A 26,149-nucleotide genomic window follows, 5' to 3' on the forward strand; every position below is an offset into this window, starting at 1 on the left:
GGCAACAGGAGAGAGGCTTTCGAAACGCTGGACAAGCCGGCACTCCTGCCGCTGCCGTGCGCCCCTTACGTCTTTGCCGAGTGGAAGCAGGCCACTGTCAACATCGACTACCATGTCGAAGTAGACGGGCATTATTACTCCGTGCCGTGCAGCCTCATCAAAAAACGTATCGACGTCCGGATCACGGCCACCACCGTTGAATGCTTCCACAAGGGCCAACGTGTGGCTGCTCATCCCCGGTCCATGCAGAAAGGACGGCATACGACCGTCATGGAGCACATGCCCAAAAGTCACCAAGAGTACGCGGGCTGGACCCCGGAGCGCCTCGCGCAATGGGCGCTAACGCTCGGCCCCAATGTCTCTGCGTTGACGGAAGCCATCATGGGTTCACGCAAACACCCCGTACAGGGCTACAGATCCTGCCTGGGCGTCATCGGCCTGGCCAAGGAGCACGGTTCCGCACGCCTGGACGCGGCCTGTGAGCGGGCACTGCATTTGGGTGCCCTTTCCCAGAAAAGTCTCAAGTCCATCCTCAAGACCGGCCTGGACCGTCTGCCGTTGCCGCTCCACAACGCCGACCAGACTTCCATACCCCACGACAACGTGCGTGGCCCGGAATACTACCGCAAGGAGGCCTCATGCTAAGCCATCCAACCTCGCAGACTCTCAATGCCCTCGGCCTTGGCGGCATGGCCAAGGCTCTGGAGGAACAGCGGGCCATGCAGGGCATCGAAGAACTGTGCTTTGAAGAGCGCCTGGCGCTTCTCATCGACCGCGAAAAACTGCACCGCATGAACCGCCGTCTTACGACCCGGTTAAAGAAAGCAAAACTCAGGCACGCAGCCTGCTTCGAGGATATCGACCTTCACTCGCCAAGGGGGCTCGACAAGACCTTGGTCATGAGTCTGGGCTCCTGCTCCTGGGTCGGCAAAGGATACAACGTGCTCATCACCGGGGCGACGGGCGTAGGGAAGAGCTTCCTGGCCTGCGCCCTGGCTCACAAGGCCTGCCTGGAAGGCTTCGACGCCTTGTACATGCGCTTGCCTCGGCTCATGGAGGATCTACTGATCGCCAAGGCCGATGGCCGGTACGGAAAGCTCATGCGGTCCTTTGCTAAAACCCCTTTGCTCGTGATCGATGACTGGGGGTTGACCCCGATGACTCCGGCCACATGCAGGGAACTGCTTGAACTGCTCGAAGACCGCCACGGCAGGCACTCGACCATCGTCACCAGCCAACTGCCAGTGGCAGCCTGGCACGAGTACCTCGCTGATGCGACCGTGGCTGACGCTATCCTCGACCGCCTTGTACACAACGCCTACCAGCTCAACCTCAAAGGAGAATCCATGCGGAAGATGAAATCCATCATTGACCCCAACTGACCAGTTCCCATAGCGTCCCAAAACCAGCATCGCTTCGCTCCGATTCTCTGGTCAGTTTCAGCCGGAACGGGTGGGCGGTTTCCCGTGGAATCACTGGTCAGTTTGTCCGGAATGCGCAAACTCTTGTAATTTATGTTTGTTATTAGCCAGAAACTGTTCGAATCCAGTCCTGCATCCTGAGCCTTTTTCACTCAGTATGAGGCGGTGCTTCCTCAGTTGCTTCAAGTTGATAATTTCAGTAGGCGGCGATGTTTTGCTTGATTCGAACCATATTAGTGGAACTTCCATCAGTTTTTGCTTGTGCAGGTCCCGCGAAAATCTGCGTTTGGGTTCAAGACCAGTCACGCCGATGTCAAAGTTTCCTGCCAAAAGTCCGTTGAACACTTCTTCACATTTGGTGATGGAAAGAGTTAGCTTGGCTTGAGGGTAACAATCTCTAAAGGCTGATAATCCGATTGGAAGAAGTTGCTCACCAGCAATGCAGCAGGCTCCAATATGTAATTCTCTAAGATGGCCAGCGCTGTATTTTTCCATATCCTGGATGAGTGTTTGTTGAACTCTCATCAATGCTTCGGCATGCTGGCAAAGATTTTCTCCGGATTCTGTAAGCCGGATGCGGTCAGAATGGGCGCGTATGAAAAGTGATGTCTGGAAAAGCTGTTCAAGTTTCTGGATTTGGAGGCTGACAGCCGGTTGAGATAGAAATAGTGCTTCTGCGGCCTTGGTAAAGCTTTCGACCTCTGCAACCTTCAAAAAGACTTTCATGGAGAATAGACTTAAATCCATCTTTATTTTTTAACAGAGATCAGAATGTATGTCTACAGTGTCCCTCCAGAAATCATGTTCAATCAACTTTTCCAGACATTTTTGACATAAAACCTGTAGCTTTTGGGTATCCGAGTATTAAAATCGGAAACTTGTCGATGGCTGTCCATATAAAAATCCATAGCTACGAAACAACCTGCGGCGGAGAAGTGGGCTCTTTGATTATTTGCCTTGATGAGGGTCTCCGTGGCATTGTACGCAGTTCATTTTTGAAAGCACATTCACATTTTCCCCGTTTTCTCCGTGGCAAGAGTTGCAGCTGGTGGCGACTGACGACTGTGCATACAGAGGTTTGAATTTTTTATCGTAGTTGTCGTTCAATATCTGGATGGCATAGGCAACCGAATCTCCAGTCAAGCGAGCACAGCGTTCCTTGCGATCGGTGCAGGTGATTTGTTCTCCGGTTTTCATGCACCAGTTTGTGGAAGAAACATGACACAAAGGTGAACCACTTTTGCATGGCGGGATAATCTGGTCGCATTTGTTGATTCCGTACAGTTTTTCAACAGCATATTGGTTGCTTAAATCTGTAGGTAGCATTGTGTCGGAGTACCATGCAAAAAGTTCGTTAACCAACATATCCGCGGTTTTCTTGTCGCAGACCAGTGAAATGGCTGCTGCTGCACCGTTCAGTGCGCCGCACAGCATCCCCCATCCCACGCCGCCTCCATGCCCGTAGATCATCAACTCCGTCGGCAGGCTGTAATACGGTTCGCCTACTTCGGCTCGAAGCGCGGTAATTATTGGATGAAAACCGGCATATGAGCATCCCTTTCCGCTCCAGTAGCTGTCATGCCCGAGTTTGCGGCAAAATTCCGGATCAAGTTTGGCGTAAGGCCACGGCCATGCGTGGGGCTGCGCGGTTGCTGCAAACAACTTATGAGGTGCTATCGCCTGCAGTCCGGTAGCAGCCACGGCAGCACCTGCCGCCGCTGCAGTTCCGTATTTGAAGGATTGTCGTAAGAACTGTCTTCTGGATGTGATCGCGTTCATATCGTCCTCCTTTTTTGGATGATGTTAATTTTTTTAGCTTGTTCGCGAAGTAATACAAATTAAAAATTTTAATGAGCATATAGAGTTATAAACAAATTCAATGTCCTTATCTGATTGTCCGCTGTTCTGTTTATTGTAGATATCAAGCCCGTCCTGAAAATGCTAAAAAAGTCCATGGAGTATAAGGCTGTACAGGCCAAGCAATGAATCAAGAAATGTAGAGGAGCGCAGAGGAGGCGGATCAGAGAGGTGCCGGGGCAGATTTTGAATCTTGAATTTTACCAGATACTTTCCGCTTCATGGCCAGGCAAATTCAATCCAAATCAAGACAAGGGATTTCAGTTTGCACGCTGAAATCCCTTATTTTTTGGTGCGCTGTGCTTTTGCTTCATCGGCCAGAACCCGGCCATTCAGGATGAAGTCATTCGGTAACGGGCGTTTTTTTTGTTTACGTACGCATGGCCCGACCGGGACCTTATAAGTATGTATGACAAAAGAAGTAGTTGCCGTTGGTGCAACTTTTCTTGTAGCGGATGTGCGAAAAGAAATTGCATGCTTTGATGAATGTGAAGGTCAATGCTGGAACTGTCTTCCTGTGTCCGTTTGATGAAGATGAGAAATTTAATAATGGGCAGGAAAGTGTTCGAGCAGTGTTAATTAAAATTCAACTCGTAATATTTATTTCGATCATGTCGATTTTTATACAATATTTCTGAAAATTCATATTTCACACATTTTGAACAACTATTTCACAGAAGGGTTCTAAATGAGCTTCGTTATTACACACGAAAACGTCATGGACTGTCTTGTCATGGTCGCGAATGATGAAATCGAAATAAAAGATATCAGATTTTCGGATGATTTTGAAATTCATATCAAGATAAATGGCGAGCGATGGAATGGAAGTGTCAACTATTACGTCGCAAAATATATAGTTCAGCTTCAAAAAGATATTATAAAAATTCACAATAGCTTATTTCCTAGCGATAAAATGAGCATTAAAAGTCTTCGAAAAGTTGACAGGCAAATGCTTATTGATGTAAAAATACATGATGGATGCACAGAGATAAGGGCGAAATTAAGTCAAATTCTTGATGAAAGTATATCTAAAATTATTGATAAAGTAATGGAAAGGGTCACAGCAAAACAAATTTTAGCAGGTTTCATAACTGCTGCAGTATTATATGCAGGCAGCAATATCATAATTAATTGCACAAATCGTCATTACGACGCAAAAGAAACGATCGAGCGCCTCAAGTCCGAAGAAGTTGTGCAGCTTGAACAAATCAGGCTTGATAAAATCCGGGAAGTGAACGACGCGAACACACGGGAATTGCTGATAGGGCAGATAGGCGCCTCTCTCGAACTGGCCAGCAAGAATGCCGAGAGCTTCCGGTATTTACGCAATGCTCTTGACCCTGATGATACTATAACAGCGGCCCGGCATGGGAACACTGTCTCCGGCGACGATCTGAGGCTCTCTGGCAAGGACAGGCCCGAGCGAAGCGCTGTTTACGTCGACGGTTTTTACACTATAACCGGCATAGATATTAAATATAATCGGCTCACTTTTCTCGCAGAGAACGAACGTGCGATAAGCGCTTCAACGGAAATGCTCAGCGATCACGAGAAGTCCTCCATTCATGACATGCTCAAGAGCGGAGATATTGAAAAGGTATGCCCGACAATTGGGTTGCTCGTCACCGCCAAAACAAAGGGCGAAGACATTGAATCGTTGTCAGTTGTCGGACTTGCAGACACTCCACGACCAGGCCATGTTCCTTACTCTGAACTTGCCGGTGTGAAGAAGGTGGTTCAGAAGAAGTCTGCCGCATCTCTCCCCCTTTCGAAGTTGATGGGTGTTCCAGATTCATAGAAAACCCCTCGACTTGTGTCATTATCGACACGCCCGCACATGAGGAAAGAAAGAATAGAGGGAAAAAAGGGGGCACCCATCAAAAGGACCGAGGTCAAGAGAAATTACTCCCTCAGGCCAGAAAATCAGGTTTTCTCGCCTCGGACAAAACTACTTGATAATACTCCGAATTTCTTTGATTTATGCCTTTGTCTAAATATCAATTTTACGCTGTCGGCGTATTTCGCCGCACCAGTCACCCATCAAGATCAAGGCTGTCGGGGAAGCCCCACCGTCTTGCGACGGCCAGATATTCTTCGATTCCACGCCATGTCCTAAGTGTTATTACAGATCTCATGGTTGCAAACCAACCAGTTACTGGTTCATGCCCTGGAAGAATTTGCAGAACTTGACGCACACAACTGTCATCCGAAAAGCTGGAAGCGGTGGCTACCAATCAAAAAGCGGTGACCGGGTTCAGATCTTGAATCTTGAATTTTACCAAATACTCCCCACCTCCAGACCAGACCCGCTCACTCCAAAACAAAACAAGACAATGGATTTCAGTTTGCGCGCCGCAGTCCCTTTTTTCTTCGTGGAAATTTTCTGCTGACGAAAAATGTAAGATAAAGGTATGACGCGCAATATCGTCTTTGTCCGCGCTCTGTTCCCGCCGTCCCATTTTCCAAAGTTTTTCTTGCACCCCATGCCTCCTGTTCGACACGGGGCTTTCTTTTCCTCGCGTTTTCCCGAATGATGTACCTTTCGAGGAGGATGCATGGAGGTACGCAAAGTATACGTGGCACCGGACGGGGCGCGCATCGCCTACGGTCTGACCAGGGCCGGGGAGGCGCGGCGAACGCTGGTTCTGCTGCACGGCGTGGCCAGCAACATGACCCGGTGGTGGAGGTTTCTGGCCGAGACGCGCCTGGTCGATAGCTGGGACATCCTGCGCTTGGACCTGCGCGGGCACGGCGGCTCCGTGTGGCGGGGGAGGCTCGGCATGGGGGTGTGGTCCTCGGACCTGGCCGGGATTCTGCGTTCCGAGGGGGCCGGGCCGGCCGAGGTTGTCGGGCACTGCCTGGGCGCCAACCTGGCTCTGTGGTTCGCGCGGCTGGAACCAGCCCTCGTCTCCGGGCTGGTGCTCATCGAACCCATGTTCCGCGCCGCCATCACCGGCCGCATGAAACACATCCTGCACCTGCGCCCCATGCTGGCCGCCCTGACGCCGTCCCTCATGGCCCTGGCGTCCGCCGGCATTCACCGGAAAACCCTGCCGCCCCTGGATCTGGCAACCCTCGATCAGGCCGCCTACGCCTCCATGGCCGGCGGCTCCTTCCCCACGGATCGCTACGCCTCGCCCCTCCATGAGCTCCGAATCCTCCCCACCGTGGCCTACGTGCAGGACCTTCTGGCCGTGACGGGCCCGCTGCCTGATCTGTCGAAAATCACCACGCCGGCATTGTCCCTGCTGTCCAGCGGCGGCATGTTCGGCGACCCGGAGATCACCGTCAGATGCCTGGCCGAGCTTCCGGACTGCCGGGTTGAACATCTCGACTCCGTGCACTGGATTCCCACGGAGCAGCCCCGGGGCATGCGCGAGAGCATCGAGAGATGGTGCGGCAGGCACGGCTGAATAGAAAGAAACGGGGCGGGTATGCTTTGGACTGTTCTACCGCCAAGATCGCAGGACGCAATCGGGGTCATGAAAATGTCCGGGAAAGGGGGCCTGCCTTTGGCCTTCCTGTCGCCAAGACAGCAGGAAACACCGCAAAAGGTCAGCAGGTAATTTATACTGATGGAAATTGTACGATAAAGGTTTTGCGAGCAATCTCGTCTTTATCCGCGCCTTTCGGGTGGCGTCGGCTGCACGGTGTTGGACATCGGCTCACCGGCAATGCCCACGATTTCATCTCCAAGGGCATGCTGCCGGAAGCGATCGAGGCGGACAGTTGGCTGCTTGAACGGCTTTGCAGGCAAAGGCTAGAAATCCGCGGACCACTTGGCCGCTTCGTCGCCTTTCGGAGTGGCCAATGAGTTCGAAGATCGGCAGACACGGTTGCGCCCTTCGTCCTTGGCCCGGTACAACGCCTGATCCGCGCGGATCAGCACCTCTATCACGGAGGTGTCGGCGGGCAGCTTCTCCGCAACTCCGAAGCTCGCGGTGATGGAGAAGGATTTATTGGCGTTCTCCAGCCTCAGGCCCGCCAAACCCTTGCGCAGTTCCTCTGCCACCACGGCCGCTCCGTCCTGATCCGTGTCCGGCAGGAGCAAGAGGAACTCTTCCCCGCCGTAGCGGCAGAAGAGATCCGATTCGCGAAGCCTGGACATGATGAACTGGGCTGCGGAATTGAGGGTAATGTCCCCGGCGGTGTGCCCGTAAGTGTCGTTGATCATCTTGAAATGATCCAGGTCCATCATCACGCAGGAAAGGGGGGCGCCGCTTCGCTTCTCTCTTGCGAATTCCCGATGGGCGGCCGCTGTGAAGGCGCGGCGGTTCAAGGCTCCTGTGAGCATGTCCGTGCTTGCGGCCAGGGCCAGTTCCCGCCCCTGCCGGTTGAGCTTGAGCTGGCCGCGCACGAGGAGCACGCCCATGGTCGAGACGACGAACGCCATGGCAACCGACGCCCCGCCGTAGAGCAGAGCATGGCGGTACCAAGAGGTCAGGGCTGTATCCATGGGGATGGCGGCAAAGGCCTGCAGGGGAAAATGGCTGACCCGGGTTCTGCCCGCCACCATTTTCTGTCCCCGCATGTTTGAAACGTCGCCATATGTTTCGCTTTGTTCGCCGCTTTCCAAGTCCTTGTCTTGCGCGATCGCTGTAACGGTGTGGCCGATCAGTTCCTCCGCGCCGGGGGCAATGAGATTGATCAGACCGTCCAGGTTCGTGATCATGATGTTGGTGTCCTGCGGCATGTCGAGATCGTCGAAGATGCGCAGCAGGTGTTCCAGGGCGACCTTGATGGCCACGACATGTGTCAGCTCGCCCCGGTAGTCGCGCGCCCCCAGACTGATGTCGAAGCTCCATTCGTCGGACTGCCGCGGGTTGCGCTGCGGCGCACCCACGAACATCTCCTCGCCGCCGTTCTGGTGAGCCCGGATGTAGTCCGTGTCCAGGATGGCTGGCGGAACGTCCGGTCCGTTCCATGCCAGGACACGCCCTTGGGCGTCGGTAACCACCACGCCGTGGGCGTATGGTTCGCGTGCCCGGATGGTGTGGATGAGATTGTCCCATTGCTGTTTTTTTTCGCCAGGACGTACGTCGGAAAAAGTCTGAATGAGGGTGCCGATCTCTCTCAGGCGTCCTTCAAGATCGACCAGGACCATGCCGATTTCGGTGGCCACCAGGCTGGAGATGAAACGAGTGTTTTCGCGGGCCAGGGTGAGGGTCGTGTGGTAGTTGGTCACGGCCATGATGACGGACGAGACGATTACACCCAGCGTGAGACAACCTGCGGCCAGTAAGACCAGCACGGTCTGTCCCTTGGAGTCGTGGTTGTCGAGGTTTGCGTTCACGGAGAGCATCCTCCTCTGGGCGCTCGCGGAAATGGAGAAAGCATAGGCAACCGACAGGCCTATTTCGCGGCCTGCGCTATGATGGCCCGGCAAAATGCGGGCAGATCATCAGGCTTTCGCGCGGATATCTGATTCCGGTCCACGACAACTTCCTTGTCTACCCACGTAGCGCCGGCGTTTATCAGGTCATCCTTGATGCCGGGGGTGGACGTGCAGGTGAAGCCTTTCATGATCCCCGCGGAGATCGGAATCCATCCGCCGTGGCAGATGTGGGCGACTATTTTTCCGGCTTCGTGCATTTCGCGGGTGAGCTCCAGGACCTTTGGGTCGCGTCTGAGCTTGTCGGGGGCGAACCCGCCGGCAACGATCAGCAGGTCGAAGTCCCTGGCCTGTTGGTCCGCGATGGCGGCTGTGGATTTGAAGGGATACCCGTTTTTGCCTGTGTAGACGATTCCCGCCTCGGGCCCGGCCACGACCACTTCGGCGCCTTCTTCGATCAGGCGGTAATATGGGTAGAGAAGCTCCATGTCTTCAAAGATGTGATCCACAAACATCAGGACTTTCTGGCCTTTCAATTTCATCTTGAACTCCGGTTTGTTAACGGATGATGGGCTTGTAGGGGACAATTCAAATGTCCACATATGCCAATCTTGAGCCGTATGTCCATGTCGTGACTCGGGTTGAACCCCGCGACAAGAAAAGAGGGCACCCATGTATGGATTCGTTCCCTGTGTCAAAATGTTTTGAAGGGGGAAAAGGGGGGCGCGTTCGCCTTGGGCTTTTTTGCCGGCAAGAGACACTGTGTTTCACTGACGCGGCAGATCGCCGTTTTTCAACAGCCTGAGCCCCGGGCGGAGCGTCAGAAGGCAAGCAGTTCCTGACGCTCCTCGTCCCAGAGCTTGAGGCGGATGCACGCCAGGCTTTCCCTCAAGGTCAGGGGCTGTCTGGACTTCAGGGCGGGGAAGGCTTCGAAGCACTCCTTCAGGCGGTAATTCGGGATTCTGGGGCCCAGGTGGTGCACGTGGTGGTAGCCGATGTTGCCGGAAAACCAGCGCAGCACCGGCGGCAGGTCGTAGAAGGAACTGCCTTCCATGGCGGCGCGTACGGGGTCCCAGTCGTTCCTGCGCGCCCAGTAGACCCCTTCGAACTGATGCACCGCGCCCCTGTGCGGAAGAGGGAGGAGGTCTTGAATTTTGCGTAATTCATCAGTGAGTAAAATTTTTCGGGAAATGGATAAAAGTTTACGCTTAGTTGACAAAAGTTGACATGATTGGTATTTGCCCCGGTTATGAATAAGCGTCTCAATATCGAACTCATCAAGAAGGTCATGGATTCTCTGGGGCTCAACAACAGCCAGGTTTCCGAAAGGCTTGCCGTTTCCCGGACCATCGTGGGGGAGTGGCTGGCTGAGAAGAAGTTTCCAAGGCCTGATAAACTCGTGCGCCTTGGAATGTTGCTCAAACTACCGCATACCGATCTTGTCGTGGACGACGCACCTCTTGCGGCGGTAGTCAACTTTCGCAAGAAGTCACGCAGGGCCCTGACTGATACGCATTTTGCGGATGCCCTGAAAAAGGCGATGCTCCTTGATTTGATTGCCGACTACCTGCCGGAAGGTTCACTTGAGGTGCCGCCGGTCCTCAAGAATCCGTCAATGGAGTATGCATACATACAAAAGGCGGTGGCACTGGTCAGAGGTCTGGTTGGCAAGTCCTTGACGGATGTGATCAACTATTCCGATCTTGTCGAAATTATACATACGTACGACGTTGTTCCCGTGCCGGTTTTCTGGGGCGTGACTTCCTGCAGGGATAATGATGCCCATGGATTGCATATTGAATCACCGCGGAGCAAAAAAGAGTGGATATACATCAATCTTGACTCCTATCTTCTTGACTTCAAGTTTTGGGTCGCTCATGAAATAGGTCACATCATTACAAAATGCTCCTGTGATGAAGTTTTTTCCGAAAATTTCGCGGAACTTTTCGCCCAATCTTTTCTTTTTCCAGAAGAGATGGCTGCAAAAACATATACAAAACTTGTTGGACTCAATGCGAATCAGCTTGTCGTGGAAATGATTGCCCTCGCCGAAACTCTTTTTATCTCCCCGTATACGATATACAAATCCGTAAATTCATATGCAGTCGAAAACGGATTGGCTCAATTGGAAAAGCTGAACAGTTCGTATGTTGTGATTAAAAAATATGTAGAAAATAAGTCAACATTGATTGAAAAACTCCGAAATGATTCGGTGCATAGCTTCGCGCGAAAATACGACGAGTTTCTCTCTCCTGAAGAATATGTGTATTTGGCTGAGACTTATTTTAAAACGCCGATTTTTGATTCCCTGAAGAAATTTCTTGGTGAAACATCAAAGGGGGATGGATTTCTTCAATCTCTTTTTGACATTCAAGCAGTCGAAGCAAAAGAACTGCATTATTATCTGACCCACTGATATCAACATGGCGCAATCAAAGATTCTGGTTGATACGAATATATATTTGCGTTTCGCGCAGTCCATCCACCCGCTTCTTTTTCGTCCCTTTTGCCCTGACGAATTCACACTCTATATAACTCATTGCTTTCAAAGAGAATATGATAGGCAACCTCGGTTGAGGGAAAAGTTTTGCTGGGTGAATGAAGACATGTATTCCGAAAATAGATCTCAGCGAATCAACATATCAAGTTCTCAACAAAATGAGGCAGCTCTGGCCATTGGCTATATTTCCGACTACAGTCTGGCCCAGTCTTTAGGCGTTCAGGACGTCGACATAGACATTCTTGCCCACGCCCTTGCCTTGGATGTGCCCGTTGTCACGGATGACAGGGATATGACTCTGCTCGCCAACGTGTTCAGCATTGAAGTCTGGAACAGCCTGCAGCTTATGAAGGCAATGCTGGATTGCAATCATGTGTCGCAAAAAGACATTGATGCTTTGGTGAACTACATGGAATACATGGAAGACCTGCCTTGGCGCAGGTATGTCCAAGATTATGCCCGAATGTTCCCGCAATCAAAATTCAACACAAGGGGAGCAGCGTCAGATCTTGAATCTTGAATTTTATCAGATAAGATATCACTGCAAAAAGTCGTCATCCCCTTGAAAAAGGGGATCCATGCCTTTTTAACTATTTGAAAAGAATGGATTCCCGCCTTCGCGGGAATGACACTCAGGCTCTTTCGCGACTTTTTGCAGTGACGTCAGATAACCCCCGCCTCATGACCCGATCCGTTCACTCCAAAACAAGACAAGGGATTTCAGTTTAAAAGCTGAAATCCCTTGCTGTTTGCAGTTTTCGTGGTGGATTTATGGATGGCCTTCCACCTGTTGCCCGGCGAGAGGGCTAGAGTTTGTTGACTGGCAGTTTCACGAACTGCGTTCCTGCGATCTCCTGGCCGAACTGCCCGTTGCGCAGGTTGGCCTGAATGGAGGGCAGGAGCAGTGGGGGTACGGATTTGCCCGTGTCTTCACGCTGCCTCTGCCGGACAAAATCTTCCTTGCCGATGCCAAGATGCAGACGCACATTGAGCTTTTTCTGTTCGCCGATGGTGCACATGCACTGCGGACCGCGCCTGTTCTCCGGCGGGTAGTCGTGCCCTACGTAAACGCGGTAGTCGTCGGGCAGGGCAAAAAGACGGCGCGAGGAGTCGTAGGAATGCTCCGCGCTGCCACCGGGAAAATCGCATCTTCCAGAGCCCACGTCCGGCAGAAAGATGGTGTCGCCGACAAAGACGGCGTCGCCGATGACATAGGTCGTGTCCGCGGGGGTATGCCCGGGCGTATGTAGAATTTGGGCCTGCATGTCGCCCACAGTGAACTTTTCGTCGTTGTCAAAGAGATGGTCGAACTGGGACCCGTCCAGGCTTGTATCGTCCTGGGTCTGGAAGATGGGCACCCATGTGGCGATGATGGTCAGGATATGTTTGCTGATGGCGATTTTTCCGCCCAGCCGTTCTTTCAGATAATGGGCGGCGGTAAGATGGTCGGCATGGATATGCGTTTCCAGTATCCATTCCACGGCAAGCTGTTTTTCCTTGATGAAGTCGATGATGATATCCGCGGACCGTGTGCTGGAGGTGCAGGAAGGAAGATCAAAATTCAGCACGCTGTCTATTATGGCGCAACGCTTTTGTGCACCTGTCTCGGACCAGATCACATACGACCAGGTGGCCGTGTCCTCGTCAAAAAAAGCTCGTACTGTGGGCTTTTGCATGGCTTGTCTCCTTGTCGTCTATTTGCAGCCGCCGCCGGAACTGCCTTTGGGCTTGCCGCTGATTGGGCATACGCCGCCCGTGCAGCCGGTCTTGTTCCACGGTGCCCGCGTCAGCAGCATGGCCATGCCGCAGGTGTTGGTGATGCCGGCAAAGACAAGCCCGCCGCCCACGAAAATCGCTCCCCAGACAAAGCTGGCGGTCACGAAATATCCCAAAAGACCAAACAGCAGCACCAGGCTGCCGGCCGCTATGCGCACCTGCCTGTCCAGGGAGATGGGGCCGCCGATGTCGGGCGCGGAGTTTGCGCCGACCAGGGGCAGGCCCTCGCGTTCCCAGGCGTCGATACCGCCTTGCAGGACCTGCACATCACTGAAGCCCGCTTTGATGAATTTCTCTGCCGCCTTTCGGGCCCTGCTGCCGCTGGTGCAGAGAATGATGAGCGGGGTGTCCGGGAGAATGCCGTGCCGCATCGCAAAATCCTCTGGCGCCAGATCCGTCAGCGGCGCAAAGGCCAGCGAGCGGGCCGGGCGTTTGTTGGAAAATTCCGCCGACGTGCGCACATCGATGAAGATTGTTTGCTGGGCATCCGCCTTTGAAGCGGCGAGAGCCGAAATTTCCTGCAATCCCATAACGTCTCCTTTGTGGATATTCCTCCTGAGCACCGCGCGCCGCGCACTGCAACATCAGGTCGCTGCGTGATCAGGAATGAAAATATGGAACGAAACTATACGTACTTTCAACTGATGACAATTTGTCACCGCTTCAGGACTTTTTAGCGCCGATCTCTTCCACCCGGTCCTCGAACATCTTCCGGTGCAGGTCCATGTGCGCGAAATAATCGTGGATCAGGGCTTCCAGGGAGATGTCCTTGTCTTCGCGTCTCCAGACGTGATTCAGGGCGGCTGGATTCAAGTTTTCGATCAGGTGCAGGAGCAGGGCGTTGTAGGTTTTCCAGAGGGTGACCAGGGTGGAATAGTCGAATGAAGCGATTCTGGTCGCGTTTTTCCATTCCTCGGCGTCGTATTTCGGGAAGACAAGCACCGGCTCAAGTTGCAGGCGGACAAATCGCTGGTGGTTGTTGGACGCGGAATCGATCAGGTGGGCGATCATCTCCTTCAGGGTCCACTTGTCCGGGGCCAGGCGGATGTCTGCGAGGTCTGCGTTCCGGGTCATGAGGGTTTCGAAGGATTCAATGCGGGCTTTGCAGTCGATGCAGTCTATATTCATGGTCTCTCCTTGAGGTTGTGGCGAATTGTTCCCATAGCGCCTGATGAGCTGCGGACACAAGCGAAATGCCAGGGGCTTGGTTCTGGGTTCCTTCGCCGGATGGCGCTCCTTCCTTGCGCCAGGAGTCATCAACCAACATGAATTGAGGAATATTTGATGCGTGAATCTGGATGGGATGTTTTGTGCTTCGCGATTCGAAAAAAATCAGGCTTCGGGGGCTTGGAGGGAATCTGTTTTGGGCGGCCGGGGCGTTGATGGCTCGCGTTCCCGAAATCGGATGCTTGCGCAAAACGATCAGGAACGCGAGATGCTCAGATCTTGAAAATGCTCACCGATTTCTGCAGTTTTTCCGACAGATTCTGCAATGAGGCCGCACTTGCGTCCACCTCGGCGCTGCCATGCGAGACTTCGCTGATCCGCTCGTTGATTTTTGCTATTTCCTGCGCGATTTCGTTCGCCATCAGGGAACTCTGACTCACATTCCTCGTGACTTCCTGCAAGCCGCCAGCCGCCTGGTTCACGTTGTCGGCAATCTCCCTGGTCGCGAGTGCCTGCTGGTCCACCGCCACGGCAACGCCGTCGATCATCCCGCTGACGTTGCCGATCTCGTCCGTGATCTCCTTGATCTCTCCAACAGTCTCGACCGTGAGGGTTTGGATCGACCCGACGTTGTTCTTGATCTCCTCGGTCGCTCTGGCCGTCTGCTGGGCAAGTTCCTTGATTTCGTTGGCGACAACCGCGAAACCCCTTCCGGCTTCCCCGGCCCTGGCCGCCTCGATGGTCGCGTTCAGGGCCAGCAGATTTGTCTGTCCCGAGATGACGTTGATCGTCTCGACGATCTTTCCGATCTCAACGGCGGCGGAACTCAGGTTGGTCATGTTGTCGGAAGCCCGCTTGGCCCGGAAGACGGTTTTTGCGCTCGTTTCCCTGGTCTTGCCGGTGTTCGCGGCTATCTCGCTCATGGTGGAGTTCATCTCCTCCGCGGCGGAAGCGATCATTCCGATGTTTGTCGAAGACTGCTCCGCGGCGGCAGCCACCGACGAAATGTTAACGCCCATTTCTTCGGCCGCAGCGGCCACGCCGTGAGATTTTTCGCGCATGTCCGCCGCTCCCTCGAAAATTTTTCGTGAGACCACGGCGAGTTCACTGGAGGACGAGGCCAGCGCGCCAACGCCCCCGATCACGCTGCCCAGGGTTTCCTTGAGAGTGTCCAGCATGCGCCGAGTGGCCCGGAGCATTTTTCCGGTCTCATCACTGCCGCCTTCGGCGACTTGGCAGGTCAGATCGTTGTTGGCCATTGTCTCCACCACACCGACAACCTGCTGAATGGATCGCGTCACGCTGCGTCCGACACTGAAGACCATCAGCAGCGCCACGGCAGTCGTGATCAGTGCGATCAGGGAAATGATCCGAAACATCTCGGTGATGGTTGACTCCATCTGCAATGTTGCGGCGGCAAGCTTCTTGTCTTTCAATTCAATGAGGGCGGCCATGTATTCCCTGGATTCATTCGCCAAGGGCGTGGCCAGTTTCTGGTAGTCCGAAAAATGCGTGGCACGCATGTCCTGTCGCACATCCTTGAGATCCAGGCAAAACTGATACCCGTGATTCACAAAACTCATTGTCGTGCGCTCGGCGTTGTCGAGGATCACCTTCTCCTCATGATCCGTGATGTGCGACTTGAGGGAAGCATAGCTGTCTGTGATTTTTTTTATGACTTTCTCAAGACTCAGAATGTCCTTTTCAATGTTGCTGCCGAGCATCATGTTGCGTGTTAGGCGACTTACGTAATTTACATCCCGGTTTATTTCCAGAACATTGATTTTTCCGCCGGTGTCTCGAAGTACAACATCGGTGTATATTGATTTTATGGCGAATACTTCATAAAGACTGACGCCTGTCAGGCATCCAATCGCCAGAAAAAAAACAATACCGATTCCATACATTTTAAATTTTATAGACATTCAGGCTCCTATGGTGTTTTGCGATGTACCCGTGCTTCGGACCGAGCGGGATAGTGCAAAGGATGAGCGATCGTCAAGGGTGGCGGGCGCCCCGTGGCCCCGTTCCAGTTCGATGGGGGGCGTGCCTCTTCGGACAGGGCATGAGGCCCGGGCCGCGCCTTGATTGAAATCCGCACCTTCGTCCGGGAGACCCTCATGGCTACGCCTTTGCGCATCGAACGCCCCGACGCATGGCGCCACTTCGTGGTACGCGGCGAAAGAGTTTGGCAAGGCGCGTGTTTTCATCGTATCTGATGGCTGCAGTCGGCTTCAAGGATCATGAAGTTGGCAGGGAGGGTATGATGGATCGTCGTCGTTTTCTGAATTTTCCATTCTGAGACCCGGCCCCGAAAGAGGATCTTGGAAAAATCGCGCGAGGCTTTTTTTGACGGATTGGGTGTGTTCAGGCTGCGTCATAATATTCTGATATACTTAATTATCTGGACACAAGGGTCGAGGTTTGCTAGTGGTTTCTACCCATGCGAACCGTAATTCTCTCAGTAATACTACTTACTTTTTGGTCCTCATCAGTACTTGCCGAACACAAACGACTTGAGAAGGAATACCAGCAAGACTGGTGTGCCGAAGCACGCGGGCAGGCCGAGATCCGCCTTGCCGATGGGACCAGGGCCGATTGCATCACCCGCACTCATGCCATCGAGTTCGACTTCGGACGCAAGTGGGCGGAGTCCATAGGCCAGGCCCTGTATTACTCCATGCAGACCGGAAAGCGGGCAGGGGTCGTACTGATTCTGGAACGGATCGAGGACAGGAAGTTCTGGATTCGGCTGAATTCGATCATCGAGTTTCAGAAACTCCCGATTGACACCTGGAAGATCGAGAATTTTCAGATCCCATAACGATTGTCATCTCCCGCCGACGCATGTAGCCCTTGATGCCAAACATCAGGAGCAACCATGAGCGCACTCTTTTCCCCCATTTCTCTTGGCAATCTCTCTTTGCGGAACCGCATCGTCATCGCCCCCCATGTGCCAGTATTCCGCACAGGACGGGCTGCCGACCGACTGGCACCTGATTCACCTTGGGCAGCTTGCCCTGTCCGGGGCCGGACTGCTGATCGTCGAAGCCACCGCCGTCGAACCGGCCGGGCGCATCTCGCCCCAGGATCTCGGGCTGTGGTCCGATGAGACCGAGGCGGCCCTGACTTCGCTGCGCAGGACTCTGCGGGACCATTCTTCCATGCCCGTGGCCATCCAGCTGGCCCATGCCGGTCGCAAGGGGTCCACGGCGCGGCCCTGGGACGGGGGCGCGTCCGTATCGTTCGGACGCGGCGGCTGGACTACGTCCTCGGCCTCGGCGCTGCCCTTCGAACCCGAGGACGCCCCGCCCGTGGAGATGGACGCAAACGGCATCGCGCGGGTGGTCAAAGCCTTTCGCCGGGCGGCGGAGCGCGCCCTGAACTGCGGCTTCGACTGCGTGGAACTGCACTGCGCCCACGGTTACCTCATGCACCAGTTCCTGTCCCCGTTGTCCAACCAGCGCCTGGACGAGTACGGCGGCAGCCTGGAAAACAGGATGCGCCTGCCTCTCAAGGTCTTCCGCGAAATCCGCGCCGCGCTGCCGCTGGGCTTTCCGCTCGGAGTACGCATCTCGGCGACGGACTGGGTCGAGGGCGGCTGGGACCTTGAGCAGAGCACGGTCTTTGCCGCGCGTCTGAAGGAGCTTGGTTGCGACTACATCCACGTCTCCAGCGGCGGCCTGTCCCCCATGCAGAAAATCAAGCCGGGACCTGGCTATCAGGTGCCCTTTGCGGCGCATATCAAACGCGAAACCGGCATGACCACCATCGCGGTGGGCCTGATCACCCAGCCCAGGCAGGCCGAGGAGATCATCGCCTCCGGCCAGGCCGACCTGACGGCCCTGGGCCGGGGCATGCTCTACAATCCTCGCTGGCCCTGGCACGCGGCCGCTGAACTGGGCGCCTGCGTGGATGCGCCGCCACAATATCTTCGCTGCGAGCCCCACGGCGTGAAGGACCTCTTCAGGAAGAGCTGACCATCCGGGCAACGCCGCGTGAAAAGGTCGGCAACGTCCTGCGGGTCGATGCTCTTTTTGCCTGGATCTCGCAGGTGGGATGCCAGCGAATCCGCGCCTGCCTTTTGAAGAATTCGCGGCCCTGATGGCGGGGTTGTTTTTCGGGACGAAGTGATTGCGTCACTGCAAAAAGTCGCCATCCTCTTGAGAAAGGGGATGGCGACTTTTTAACTATCTGAGAAGAATGGATTTATGCATTCGCGGGAATGACGATCAGGTTCTTTTGCGACTTTTTGCAGTGTCGTCGGTTGCGGCCTTTCCGTGGCACGTCGGATCAGTCCTTGTGCATCCGGGTTTTGAACCGATTCGTTTCGCTCACGATTCAGGATTTTCTTCCTGTTTTTTCCATCCAAAATCGTTGTGATACACCATCAGCTTCGTCATGCCGCCATCCACCGTGATGTTCTGGCCCGTAATGAAGCCGCTTTTCTCATCACACAAAAACATGACCGCATGGACGATGTCTGAAGGAACGCCCACACGGCCGGCAGGGTGCTGCTCCGCGTCCGGGCCATCGAAGCGGGTGCCGGTAGTGTCGATCCAGCCCGGCGAGATTGAGTTGACCCGCGCCTTGCCTGCCAGGGTGATGGCCATGGCATGGGTCAGCGCGGTGATGCCCCCCTTGGCCGCCGTGTAGCTTTCGGTATCGGCCTGGCTCATCAGATGCCGGGTCGATGAGATGTTCACGATGCTTGCCGAAGGGTTGAAGTGATCCATGAACAATTGGGTCAAAAGAAACGGGGCCGAGATTCCGACACGCAACACGTAATTGAAATCCTCATGGGAGCAGGTCTTGAGGCCGCCCCGGGACAGGCACGCATTGTTGATGAGATAGTCGATGGCGCCATGCTGGGCGATTACCTTTGACGCAAAGGCTCGCAAGGCCTGTTCATCGGCAATGTCACCGACGAAATAGTCGTTATCCTGCACATCGATATTGCAGACGGCAACTCCCTGCCCGGCGAAAGCGTCACAGATCGCCTTGCCGATGCCCTGCGCACCGCCCGTAACCACCGCGACTTTCTGTTTCATCATGACAAGATCTCCTTGCTCTGTTTTCATCCCCGAAGAGCGGGGGGACATGGCCATGAATCCTGAATGATTTGCCGGTGCGCTGCAACCGCAATGCATCCGGCCTTGAGCGCGTCGCGTGGTGAAAGGGCAGAGCTATACTTTTTTGACGAATTCGGACTTGAGCTTCATGGCGCCGATGCCGTCGATCCTGCAATCGATATCGTGATCGCCGTCCACGAGCCTGATGTTCTTGACTTTCGTGCCTACTTTCACCGTGACGGACGAGCCCTTGACCTTAAGGTCCTTGATGACCGTGACCGTGTCGCCGTTCTGGAGCGGCTTGCCGTTGGCATCCTTGATGATCCTGTCATCGGTTCCATCGCCGGCAGCGGCGTCCTTGGACCACTCGTGGCCGCATTCCGGGCAGACGTAAGCCATGCCGTCATCGTATGTATATTCGGAGCCGCACTTGGGGCATATGGGCAGATCGCTCATTTTGGTATCCTCGGGCTGGTTGGGGTTGCGCGCGAAATCGCCGTGATTGCAAACAGCTGAACCCGCTAGCCGCTTGAAGCTGCCAAGGTCAATGCGAAATACTGGACTCGAAGGGTGGGGACATAAAAACCGGAATCCGCCAATATCAACGCCTGGCCGGTGCAATGCACTGTCCGGTATGGGATGTGCTTCTTTAATCCTTGCCGTGGGACCGACGCTGTGCGAACACCTCCCGGGCGGCGAAAAGTCCGTTCATTTTCTTCGAGGAGTCGAGCGTGTACCAACGGTTACTGAACATCTTCATGGCAACCCGAAATCCCCAGTTGGAAACATTTCTCAGGGGTGTTTCGCCACAGGAAGGGTTTTCCCACCAGTTTATCGGCAGACCCGATATCGCTGAAGCCGACATCAAGGGCTGCGCCGTCATCATCCTCGATTTCGATGTCGTTGCGTCTGAGTGCGTGGCAAGAATTCATGACGCCAAGGATGAACATGCCGTGATGATCGGCTGTTTTGACGCCGGGAGTTTTCCGGTTCTTGCGGAGTGGCACCACCTTTTCGATCAGGTCTGGACCAGGCCTTTTGGCGAAGATAGGATTCAGGCCTCGTTTTCGGGTATTCTAAGGCGTCTCAAGGAGCGCGAGGACGCGCTGCTGAACCGGAAATACCTGGACACCTTGATAGACAGCCTGCCGGAACTGATCTGGTTCAAGGATGCCCGGGGCGCCCACCTGAAGGTCAACAGCAGTTTCTGCCGGACTGTGAACAAAACCAAGAAGCAAATTGAGGGCCGAGGGCATTATTATATCTGGGACATTGAACCTGATGAATATGCCCAGGGAGAATATATTTGTCTGGAATCCGAAGAGATCGTTCTCAACAAGAAGGAAACCTGCCTCTTTGACGAAACAGTGAAATGCGGCGGCGAACTGCGCAAGTTCAAAACCTACAAGTCTCCCATTTTTGATACGGATGGAGAAGTAATCGGCACAACGGGTTTTGCGCACGATGTGACTGATCTTCAGAACCTGATGATTGAATTGAATATTTTGATCGAGAGTCTTCCTTTTGCAATAATGGTAACAGACAAGGAGAATAAAGTTACCATTGTCAATCAAAAGTTCATCGATATATTTGTTCTGGATCGATCAGAGCTGATTGGAAAAAGTGTTGATTCATTTCTCAATGAAACAGGAAATTATACGCGTAGTAAAAGATGGATCATAGAGCAGGACGAAGATGATACATTGCTTATTTCCAAAAGCAGAATTCTCAAAGTTCACGATGAAAATCTTCTGGATATATTCGGCGTGCTGGCTGGCCATATCTACCTTTTTGTGGATATCACTCTTGAATATCATCACAAAAACAAGCTGCTTTCGGATGCAAACACAGATTATCTGACCAAGTTGAACAACAGGCGCAGCCTCCAGGATTTCATGAGGAAAACACCGCCTCAGCCGCACACGGCGCTCTTTCTCGCCGATCTGGACAACTTCAAGGAAGTCAACGATCTGTACGGACACGAAGAAGGGGATAAGGTGCTTGTAGCCTTTGCAGGCATGCTTCTGCAGATTTTTCCGGCTGAAAACCTGTTCCGTCTCGGTGGAGATGAATTCGCGATACTTCTGCACAATGTGGACGATTCCAATATGCCGAGACAATGCGCTGAGCAAATTCTGGCGGGATTTGCAGAAAAAGTCGCCTGCAAGTTTCCCCATACCAATATTTCGGTCAGCATCGGCATTGCCATGGATGATGAAAAAGCTGAAAATTTTGGTGAATTGTTCAAAAAAGCGGACATGGCTCTTTACGAATCAAAAAAAGCGGGAAAAAATGTGTGCAAGTTCTGGAACAGATAGTTCCTTGAATCTGCATGTTGTCGCTTGATTATTGAAAATTACTCTCCGGTTCAGACTTTTCCCATGCTGCCGAAAAAATCATTCCGGAGAACCGGGGCCAGCCCATCCCTTGCCCTCAACTGAAATCGAAGACCGTTCAGAAACGAACTATCAATTCCTCCGCGCGATCTGCGTCCCCTCGAACAGTCCCTGAAAGAAGTTGGCCGCGTTCACGCCCAGCGATCTTATCCTGTATCCGCCTTCCTGCACCACCACCGTATGCCTGCCCAGGGCGCCGATGAGCCGTCCATTGCGGAAGAAATCCCTGGCCTGCAGACGCCACGTGCCCGTCGGGTCTCCCTTGGCCGGGTCGAGCCCGAGGCCCACGATGACGAAAGCCGGATCGAAATCGGCCATGACCTTCAGCGCCTGGCGCAAGGTTTCGGCGTATCTCTCACCGTCGACCTCTTCCGGGAGGGGGTAGTTGCGGTTGTATCCAAGACCCGCTCCCTCCCCGCGCTCCTCCGCGAATCCGCTGAAATACGGATAGGCGAATCTCGGATGGCCGTGAATGGACAGGGTCAGCACGTCGCTGCGTTCGTAGAAGATGTTCTGGGTGCCGTTGCCGTGGTGGTAGTCCACGTCGAGCACGGCGACACGCCCGTGAGCGCTGAGCCGGTGGGCGACCACGGCCGACGTGTTGAAATAGCAGAACCCTCCGAAGGCCCGGCGTTCGGCGTGGTGTCCCGGAGGGCGGACCAGGGCGTAGGCCAGGCGGCGTCCGGCCAGCAGTTCCTCGGCCGCGGTCAGCCCGCAGTCCACGGCCCCGCGCGCTGCTGCATAGGCGTTGCCGTTCAGGGGCGTGAAGGTGTCGATGCAGTAGTAGCCCGCACGCACGGCCAGTTCCCGGGGCGGGCGGGCGGCGTTTCTGATGGGGAAGACATAGGGATAGACGGATTTTTTCTCGGGGAGGTTCGCGCAGACCGTTCTGAGGTAGGACACGAACTGCCGGTCGTGGACCTGGGTGATGTGCCGCTCGGCGAAATGCCGGGGTTGCCTGCGCAGGAAGAGGCCCGTCTTCTCGATTTCTTTCAGGATGGACTTCATGCGCACCGGAGATTCGACATAGCCGCGTTCGCGGATGTGATGGATGGCGTGGTTCTCGTTGCAGATCAGGGCGATCCTGCGGTCGGCGCTGATGCCCGGAACCCTTGGGGGCGCGGTTTCCCTGACATAGCGGGGCTCGCGCAGGGCCAGATTTCCGGCCGGGATGGAATCAAGGACCATCTTCACATACTCCGGCGAGCATTTCTCCTTGTATTTGCGTTCCAGCACGGCGCGCACCACGTGGCGAACCCGCTCACGCGAGAGGCGCAAGGGTTTGTCCAGGGGATCGGCCACCAGGTAGGGCGCGCAGTCGTCCTCGGCGGAGAGGGGCGTCTCGTAGGCCGTGTTGATGACGGGCCGCGCCCCATAGCGCTCGTAGAAACGCAGCCTGGCGACGTTCTCGCGCAGCAGTTCCGGATCTTGGCACAGGGCCGGATCGTCGGGCAGGCATTCGAAGAAGAGGGCCGTGTCGCCAAGGGCCTTGGCCTCCTCGCGAACCCGTTCATACAGGGCCGAGCCCACCCCGTGGCCGCCGTGGCGCAGGCTGACCGAGAGATAGTCGAGATAGCAGAAGCGCAGGTCCGAAAAGTGGCACAGCAGGGCGAATCCCTGTACCAACCTGCGTTGTCCCTCGGCCACGAAGACGATGGTCCGGTATCCCTTGCCAAGGGGGTTCTTGAGGGTGGCGGGAAGATTCGCGACCTCCTCGGCGGCGATGAGCGGAAAACGTTCGGCCAGGATGGTCTGCACCTGCTCGACGCTCTGGGCGTCGACGGGCACGGTGGTGTCGTAAATGGGGCGGATGCTGAACATGAAGAGCCTCGTTTCGGCTGATGCCGGGACCTGTATCCGAATGGAATTTTATTGCCGGTCGGGACAATACGGCGGCGAGGGCGAATGGTAAATCGCATTTAATGATCGTTTCGAAAAATAAGTGCATCTCAGCTTCCGCGCAATCATAGGGCCAGGAATGAAATTCAGGCAAGCTCGCCGGTTTTTTCGGTGTCCTTCCCTCCAGAATTTCGCATGGATAGTGCTTGCTGGATGGCTTTGGGAAATATTAAGCGGAACTGGTTGGCTGAGGGAAGAGATGGGCGGAACAACCCTGGATCGGGATGCGTCCCTGCAGCGTTCCAACTTCATGCTTTTTTAAGGATAAAAATGAGTTTTTCAGCAAGCAGCGCATCGCGCACGCAGCGTCATGGCCGCAACATGTTTCTCCTGCTTGCCGTGCTGCTTCTGTGCGCTTGCGGCAATGGGTATTATCGCGGCCCGGTTTCGGAGCATTTCGACGGGAGCAAATTCGACAATCCCTGGGAGCCGATGCCCAACCGGTTCGGGGATTTTCTGAAGTGGCGCCTGACCGCCGAGCGTGGCTACTGGCCGGAGCATGTGCCGGTTGAACAGACGCTGCCTCCTGCGCGGGTCATGGGGGAGGAGTTGCGGGTGACCTATGTCGGCCACGCCACGGTGCTCTTGCAGACCCAGGGGGTGAACATCCTGACCGATCCGATCTGGTCCGAGCGGGCCAGTCCGCTGGGCTTCGCGGGCCCAAGGCGTGTGGCCGCGCCCGGGGTGAGGTTTGAGGACCTGCCGCCCATCGACCTGGTGCTGATCAGCCACAACCACTACGATCATCTGGACCTGCCGACCCTTGAACGCCTGCACCGGGCCTTTAATCCGCTCGTGCTCACCCCGCTTGGCAATGATGCCATCATAAGGTCCGCCATCCCGGACATGCGGCTTTCGAGCCTGGATTGGGGCCAGGACTTCGTGTTCGGCAAGGAGATGCGATTCGTGCTTGAGCCCATGCAGCACTGGTCGGCCCGGGGGCTTTTCGATCGCCTCGACGCCCTGTGGGGGGCTTTTGTCATCGATGCACCGGGCGGGGCCATCTACTTTCTGGCCGACGCTGGCTATGCACGGCACTTGTCCGAGGATTTCATGGCAAAGTACGGCACGCCGCGTTTCAGTCTGCTACCGGTCGGGGCGTACGAACCGGAATGGTTCATGCGCTATGCCCACATGGACCCCGACGAAGCGGTGCAGACTTTCCTCGACCTTGGGCAGGGGCGGGCCATGGGCACCCAGCACGAGGTCTTTCCCATGGCTGACGAAGCCTATGCGGCCCCTCGCCGGGAGATTTTGGAGGCCTTGCAGTCCAGGGGCATGGACGAATCGCTCTTCATGCTCCCAAAAGTAGGGGAGTGGTTCACGGTCCCACCGCGCTGAAATTTTGCACCATGCGAGGGCTCACCGGCTATATTTTGAAACTTTTTTTCATACTTATTTCTCTGTAGGTTATTTTCAGCTTGCACCTACTGACCTTCCTTGATAATTCGATCGATCTTTAATCGATTGGCTCGATTTTCTTTCAGCAAATCGCATTCTTACGGAGGATTTTATGCGCATATTCGTTTTGCTTGCAGCAAGTCTGCTTTTCGCCCAGGCCGCCTTTGCCGGGCCGGTCGGCAGCCCCATTCCCGTAGGTATCGCCGTGGGACAGACCACCAATGTGGCCCTGTTCGGCGAGGAACAGGTCAACGGCGCCAAGGTGGCTGAAAGGATGATCAACGAAAAGGGCGGCGTGGGCGGAACTCCCATAAAGCTCGTGTTCCAGGATACCGGCGGAGACGAAGCCGGGGCCATCAACGCCTTCCAGAACCTGATCTCCCGCGACAAGGTCGTGGCCATCATCGGGCCGACCCTGTCTCAGCAGGCCTTTGCCGCCAACCCCATCGCCAACCAGGCCAAGGTGCCCGTTGTCGGCCCCTCCAACACGGCCAAGGGCGTGGCTCAGATCGGCGAATATGTGTCCCGCATTTCCGCCCCCATGACCCTGGTCGCCCCCAACGCCCTGAAGCGCGCCCTCGCGGTCAACCCGAATATCAAGAACGTGGCCGTGGTCTATGCCCAGGATGACGCGTTCAACGTCTCCGAGACCGGCATTTTCCAGGAAGCCATCAAGGACATGGGCCTCAACATCGCCCTCGTCCAGAAGACCAGCGTCAAGGACACGGACTTCACCACCCAGGTCACGGCCATCCTCGGCGCGGGTGTGGACATGGTGGTCATGAGCTGCCTGGCGGCCGACGGCGGCAACATGGTCAAGCAGCTGCGCCAGTTCGGCTACGGGGGAATTATCGTGGGCGGCAACGGTTTCAACTCTCCGAACATGTACCCGGTCTGCGGCAAGGAATGCACCGGCGTCATCGTGGCCCAGGCTTACAGCCCCAAGGCCGACAACGCCGAAAACAACGCCTTTGTCCCCGTGTTCAAGGAAATGTTCAAGAAGGATCCGGCCCAGTTCTCGGCTCAGGCCTACACCAGCGTGAAGGTCGTCGTGGATGCCTTGAACGAAGTGGAGCAGAGCACCGGCAAAAAGGTCGCGGACATGGACACGGCCGAACTGCGCACCGCCCTCAATGCGGCCATCATCTCCAGTTCCTATGAAACGCCTCTTGGCGAGATCGTCCTCGACGCCGATGGCGAGATCACCCAGAAGACGTTCTATGTATCCCAGATCAAGATCGCCGAAGACGGCAAGACCGGGATCATGGAGCTCTTGCCCGAATAACGCATCCTGCCGGGGGAGCGGCCCTTCCCCGGCTTTTGGCACA

General features: G+C 55.0%; 24 protein-coding genes. 11 read left to right on the forward strand and 13 right to left on the reverse strand.

What is annotated here, in order from left to right:
• Together H4684_RS16825 and istB are read left to right on the forward strand one after the other, a co-directional pair.
• On the forward strand, positions 1 to 645 hold a 645-nt coding region (locus H4684_RS16825), incomplete at its 5' end, for a transposase (protein ID WP_192624634.1).
• A complete protein-coding gene (gene istB / locus H4684_RS16830) occupies positions 639 to 1,382 on the forward strand; it encodes an IS21-like element helper ATPase IstB (protein ID WP_192624635.1) in 744 nt (247 codons plus the stop codon). The genes H4684_RS16825 and istB, both read left to right, overlap by 7 nt.
• Positions 1,383 to 1,472: 90 nt before the next feature.
• On the opposite strand, the gene H4684_RS16835 is transcribed toward istB, so the two are convergent.
• Positions 1,473 to 2,147, reverse strand: coding sequence for a LysR family transcriptional regulator (locus tag H4684_RS16835; protein WP_192624636.1), 675 nt, complete (start codon positions 2,145 to 2,147; stop codon positions 1,473 to 1,475).
• Positions 2,148 to 2,369: 222 nt separating this feature from the next.
• Positions 2,370 to 3,200, reverse strand: coding sequence for a C-GCAxxG-C-C family protein (locus tag H4684_RS16840; protein ID WP_192624637.1), 831 nt, complete (start codon positions 3,198 to 3,200; stop codon positions 2,370 to 2,372).
• Positions 3,201 to 3,966: 766 nt separating this feature from the next.
• On the opposite strand from H4684_RS16840, the gene H4684_RS16845 reads away from it, so the two are divergent.
• Positions 3,967 to 5,076 carry a hypothetical protein gene (locus H4684_RS16845; RefSeq protein ID WP_192624638.1) on the forward strand — a complete coding sequence of 370 codons (1,110 nt, stop codon included), beginning with the start codon at positions 3,967 to 3,969 and terminating at the stop codon, positions 5,074 to 5,076.
• A gap of 436 nt (positions 5,077 to 5,512) precedes the next feature.
• On the opposite strand, the gene H4684_RS16850 is transcribed toward H4684_RS16845, so the two are convergent.
• The gene (locus tag H4684_RS16850; RefSeq protein ID WP_192624639.1) at positions 5,513 to 5,758 is read right to left on the reverse strand and encodes a hypothetical protein; all 246 of its coding nucleotides are present in this window, start codon (positions 5,756 to 5,758) and stop codon (positions 5,513 to 5,515) included.
• A gap of 75 nt (positions 5,759 to 5,833) precedes the next feature.
• Between H4684_RS16850 and H4684_RS16855 the strand changes: the two genes are divergently transcribed.
• On the forward strand, positions 5,834 to 6,691 hold the full coding sequence (locus H4684_RS16855; protein WP_192624640.1) for an alpha/beta fold hydrolase: 858 nt from the start codon (positions 5,834 to 5,836) through the stop codon (positions 6,689 to 6,691).
• A 347-nt stretch (positions 6,692 to 7,038) separates the two neighbouring features.
• On the opposite strand, the gene H4684_RS21175 is transcribed toward H4684_RS16855, so the two are convergent.
• The 3 genes from H4684_RS21175 to H4684_RS16870 all read right to left on the reverse strand — a co-directional run bounded on the left by H4684_RS21175 (position 7,039) and on the right by H4684_RS16870 (position 9,727).
• Entirely contained in the window at positions 7,039 to 8,571 is a 1,533-nt protein-coding gene (locus H4684_RS21175; RefSeq protein WP_192624641.1) for a sensor domain-containing diguanylate cyclase, read from the reverse strand.
• A 59-nt stretch (positions 8,572 to 8,630) separates the two neighbouring features.
• Complete coding sequence (locus H4684_RS16865) at positions 8,631 to 9,152, reverse strand: type 1 glutamine amidotransferase domain-containing protein (protein ID WP_192624642.1); 522 nt, start codon at positions 9,150 to 9,152, stop codon at positions 8,631 to 8,633.
• A 278-nt stretch (positions 9,153 to 9,430) separates the two neighbouring features.
• Positions 9,431 to 9,727 carry a fatty acid desaturase gene (locus H4684_RS16870; protein ID WP_318779655.1) on the reverse strand — a complete coding sequence of 99 codons (297 nt, stop codon included), beginning with the start codon at positions 9,725 to 9,727 and terminating at the stop codon, positions 9,431 to 9,433.
• A 132-nt stretch (positions 9,728 to 9,859) separates the two neighbouring features.
• Between H4684_RS16870 and H4684_RS20715 the strand changes: the two genes are divergently transcribed.
• Together H4684_RS20715 and H4684_RS16875 are read left to right on the forward strand one after the other, a co-directional pair.
• Positions 9,860 to 11,026 carry an XRE family transcriptional regulator gene (locus tag H4684_RS20715; RefSeq protein ID WP_225940505.1) on the forward strand — a complete coding sequence of 389 codons (1,167 nt, stop codon included), beginning with the start codon at positions 9,860 to 9,862 and terminating at the stop codon, positions 11,024 to 11,026.
• A 7-nt stretch (positions 11,027 to 11,033) separates the two neighbouring features.
• Entirely contained in the window at positions 11,034 to 11,630 is a 597-nt protein-coding gene (locus H4684_RS16875) for a DNA-binding protein (protein WP_192624643.1), read from the forward strand.
• A gap of 286 nt (positions 11,631 to 11,916) precedes the next feature.
• On the opposite strand, the gene H4684_RS16880 is transcribed toward H4684_RS16875, so the two are convergent.
• The 4 genes from H4684_RS16880 to H4684_RS16895 form a co-directional block, all read right to left on the reverse strand.
• Positions 11,917 to 12,786, reverse strand: coding sequence for an MBL fold metallo-hydrolase (locus H4684_RS16880; RefSeq protein ID WP_192624644.1), 870 nt, complete (start codon positions 12,784 to 12,786; stop codon positions 11,917 to 11,919).
• Between the two features lie 18 nt (positions 12,787 to 12,804).
• A complete protein-coding gene (locus H4684_RS16885; protein WP_192624645.1) occupies positions 12,805 to 13,416 on the reverse strand; it encodes a rhodanese-like domain-containing protein in 612 nt (203 codons plus the stop codon).
• Between the two features lie 133 nt (positions 13,417 to 13,549).
• Entirely contained in the window at positions 13,550 to 14,014 is a 465-nt protein-coding gene (locus H4684_RS16890) for a DinB family protein (protein ID WP_192624646.1), read from the reverse strand.
• Positions 14,015 to 14,325: 311 nt separating this feature from the next.
• Positions 14,326 to 15,780 carry a methyl-accepting chemotaxis protein gene (locus H4684_RS16895; protein ID WP_192624647.1) on the reverse strand — a complete coding sequence of 485 codons (1,455 nt, stop codon included), beginning with the start codon at positions 15,778 to 15,780 and terminating at the stop codon, positions 14,326 to 14,328.
• Positions 15,781 to 16,496: 716 nt separating this feature from the next.
• Here H4684_RS16895 and H4684_RS16900 point away from each other — a divergent pair.
• Together H4684_RS16900 and H4684_RS16905 are read left to right on the forward strand one after the other, a co-directional pair.
• Entirely contained in the window at positions 16,497 to 16,877 is a 381-nt protein-coding gene (locus tag H4684_RS16900) for a hypothetical protein (RefSeq protein WP_192624648.1), read from the forward strand.
• A gap of 127 nt (positions 16,878 to 17,004) precedes the next feature.
• Positions 17,005 to 18,033 (forward strand): NADH:flavin oxidoreductase/NADH oxidase, encoded by a 1,029-nt coding sequence (locus tag H4684_RS16905; RefSeq protein ID WP_225940506.1) that lies wholly within the window; start codon positions 17,005 to 17,007, stop codon positions 18,031 to 18,033.
• Between the two features lie 354 nt (positions 18,034 to 18,387).
• On the opposite strand, the gene H4684_RS16910 is transcribed toward H4684_RS16905, so the two are convergent.
• Both H4684_RS16910 and H4684_RS16915 read right to left on the reverse strand, forming a co-directional pair.
• Positions 18,388 to 19,107, reverse strand: a complete 720-nt coding sequence (locus H4684_RS16910; RefSeq protein ID WP_192624649.1) for an SDR family oxidoreductase — start codon at positions 19,105 to 19,107, stop codon at positions 18,388 to 18,390.
• A gap of 132 nt (positions 19,108 to 19,239) precedes the next feature.
• Positions 19,240 to 19,581, reverse strand: a complete 342-nt coding sequence (locus H4684_RS16915; protein WP_092194063.1) for a zinc ribbon domain-containing protein YjdM — start codon at positions 19,579 to 19,581, stop codon at positions 19,240 to 19,242.
• A gap of 275 nt (positions 19,582 to 19,856) precedes the next feature.
• Between H4684_RS16915 and H4684_RS16920 the strand changes: the two genes are divergently transcribed.
• Positions 19,857 to 21,443 carry a sensor domain-containing diguanylate cyclase gene (locus H4684_RS16920; RefSeq protein WP_192624650.1) on the forward strand — a complete coding sequence of 529 codons (1,587 nt, stop codon included), beginning with the start codon at positions 19,857 to 19,859 and terminating at the stop codon, positions 21,441 to 21,443.
• A 150-nt stretch (positions 21,444 to 21,593) separates the two neighbouring features.
• On the opposite strand, the gene H4684_RS16925 is transcribed toward H4684_RS16920, so the two are convergent.
• Complete coding sequence (locus H4684_RS16925) at positions 21,594 to 23,342, reverse strand: GNAT family N-acetyltransferase (RefSeq protein WP_192624651.1); 1,749 nt, start codon at positions 23,340 to 23,342, stop codon at positions 21,594 to 21,596.
• A gap of 348 nt (positions 23,343 to 23,690) precedes the next feature.
• On the opposite strand from H4684_RS16925, the gene H4684_RS16930 reads away from it, so the two are divergent.
• Positions 23,691 to 24,761 carry an MBL fold metallo-hydrolase gene (locus tag H4684_RS16930; RefSeq protein ID WP_225940507.1) on the forward strand — a complete coding sequence of 357 codons (1,071 nt, stop codon included), beginning with the start codon at positions 23,691 to 23,693 and terminating at the stop codon, positions 24,759 to 24,761.
• A 172-nt stretch (positions 24,762 to 24,933) separates the two neighbouring features.
• Positions 24,934 to 26,106, forward strand: coding sequence for an ABC transporter substrate-binding protein (locus tag H4684_RS16935; RefSeq protein WP_192624652.1), 1,173 nt, complete (start codon positions 24,934 to 24,936; stop codon positions 26,104 to 26,106).
• Positions 26,107 to 26,149 lie beyond the last annotated feature (43 nt).

This window comes from Desulfomicrobium macestii (assembly GCF_014873765.1).
Lineage (GTDB): Bacteria > Desulfobacterota > Desulfovibrionia > Desulfovibrionales > Desulfomicrobiaceae > Desulfomicrobium > Desulfomicrobium macestii.

Coding starts and splice junctions, on each gene's coding strand:
- istB (WP_192624635.1), top strand. CDS start 639: ATGCTAAGCCATCCAACCTCGCAGACTCTCAATGCCCTCGGCCTTGGC.
- H4684_RS16835 (WP_192624636.1), bottom strand. CDS start 2,147: ATGAAAGTCTTTTTGAAGGTTGCAGAGGTCGAAAGCTTTACCAAGGCC.
- H4684_RS16840 (WP_192624637.1), bottom strand. CDS start 3,200: ATGAACGCGATCACATCCAGAAGACAGTTCTTACGACAATCCTTCAAA.
- H4684_RS16845 (WP_192624638.1), top strand. CDS start 3,967: ATGAGCTTCGTTATTACACACGAAAACGTCATGGACTGTCTTGTCATG.
- H4684_RS16855 (WP_192624640.1), top strand. CDS start 5,834: ATGGAGGTACGCAAAGTATACGTGGCACCGGACGGGGCGCGCATCGCC.
- H4684_RS16865 (WP_192624642.1), bottom strand. CDS start 9,152: ATGAAATTGAAAGGCCAGAAAGTCCTGATGTTTGTGGATCACATCTTT.
- H4684_RS20715 (WP_225940505.1), top strand. CDS start 9,860: ATGAATAAGCGTCTCAATATCGAACTCATCAAGAAGGTCATGGATTCT.
- H4684_RS16875 (WP_192624643.1), top strand. CDS start 11,034: ATGGCGCAATCAAAGATTCTGGTTGATACGAATATATATTTGCGTTTC.
- H4684_RS16880 (WP_192624644.1), bottom strand. CDS start 12,786: ATGCAAAAGCCCACAGTACGAGCTTTTTTTGACGAGGACACGGCCACC.
- H4684_RS16885 (WP_192624645.1), bottom strand. CDS start 13,416: ATGGGATTGCAGGAAATTTCGGCTCTCGCCGCTTCAAAGGCGGATGCC.
- H4684_RS16890 (WP_192624646.1), bottom strand. CDS start 14,014: ATGAATATAGACTGCATCGACTGCAAAGCCCGCATTGAATCCTTCGAA.
- H4684_RS16895 (WP_192624647.1), bottom strand. CDS start 15,780: ATGATGCTCGGCAGCAACATTGAAAAGGACATTCTGAGTCTTGAGAAA.
- H4684_RS16900 (WP_192624648.1), top strand. CDS start 16,497: ATGCGAACCGTAATTCTCTCAGTAATACTACTTACTTTTTGGTCCTCA.
- H4684_RS16905 (WP_225940506.1), top strand. CDS start 17,005: ATGTGCCAGTATTCCGCACAGGACGGGCTGCCGACCGACTGGCACCTG.
- H4684_RS16910 (WP_192624649.1), bottom strand. CDS start 19,107: ATGATGAAACAGAAAGTCGCGGTGGTTACGGGCGGTGCGCAGGGCATC.
- H4684_RS16915 (WP_092194063.1), bottom strand. CDS start 19,581: ATGAGCGATCTGCCCATATGCCCCAAGTGCGGCTCCGAATATACATAC.
- H4684_RS16925 (WP_192624651.1), bottom strand. CDS start 23,342: ATGTTCAGCATCCGCCCCATTTACGACACCACCGTGCCCGTCGACGCC.
- H4684_RS16930 (WP_225940507.1), top strand. CDS start 23,691: ATGAGTTTTTCAGCAAGCAGCGCATCGCGCACGCAGCGTCATGGCCGC.
- H4684_RS16935 (WP_192624652.1), top strand. CDS start 24,934: ATGCGCATATTCGTTTTGCTTGCAGCAAGTCTGCTTTTCGCCCAGGCC.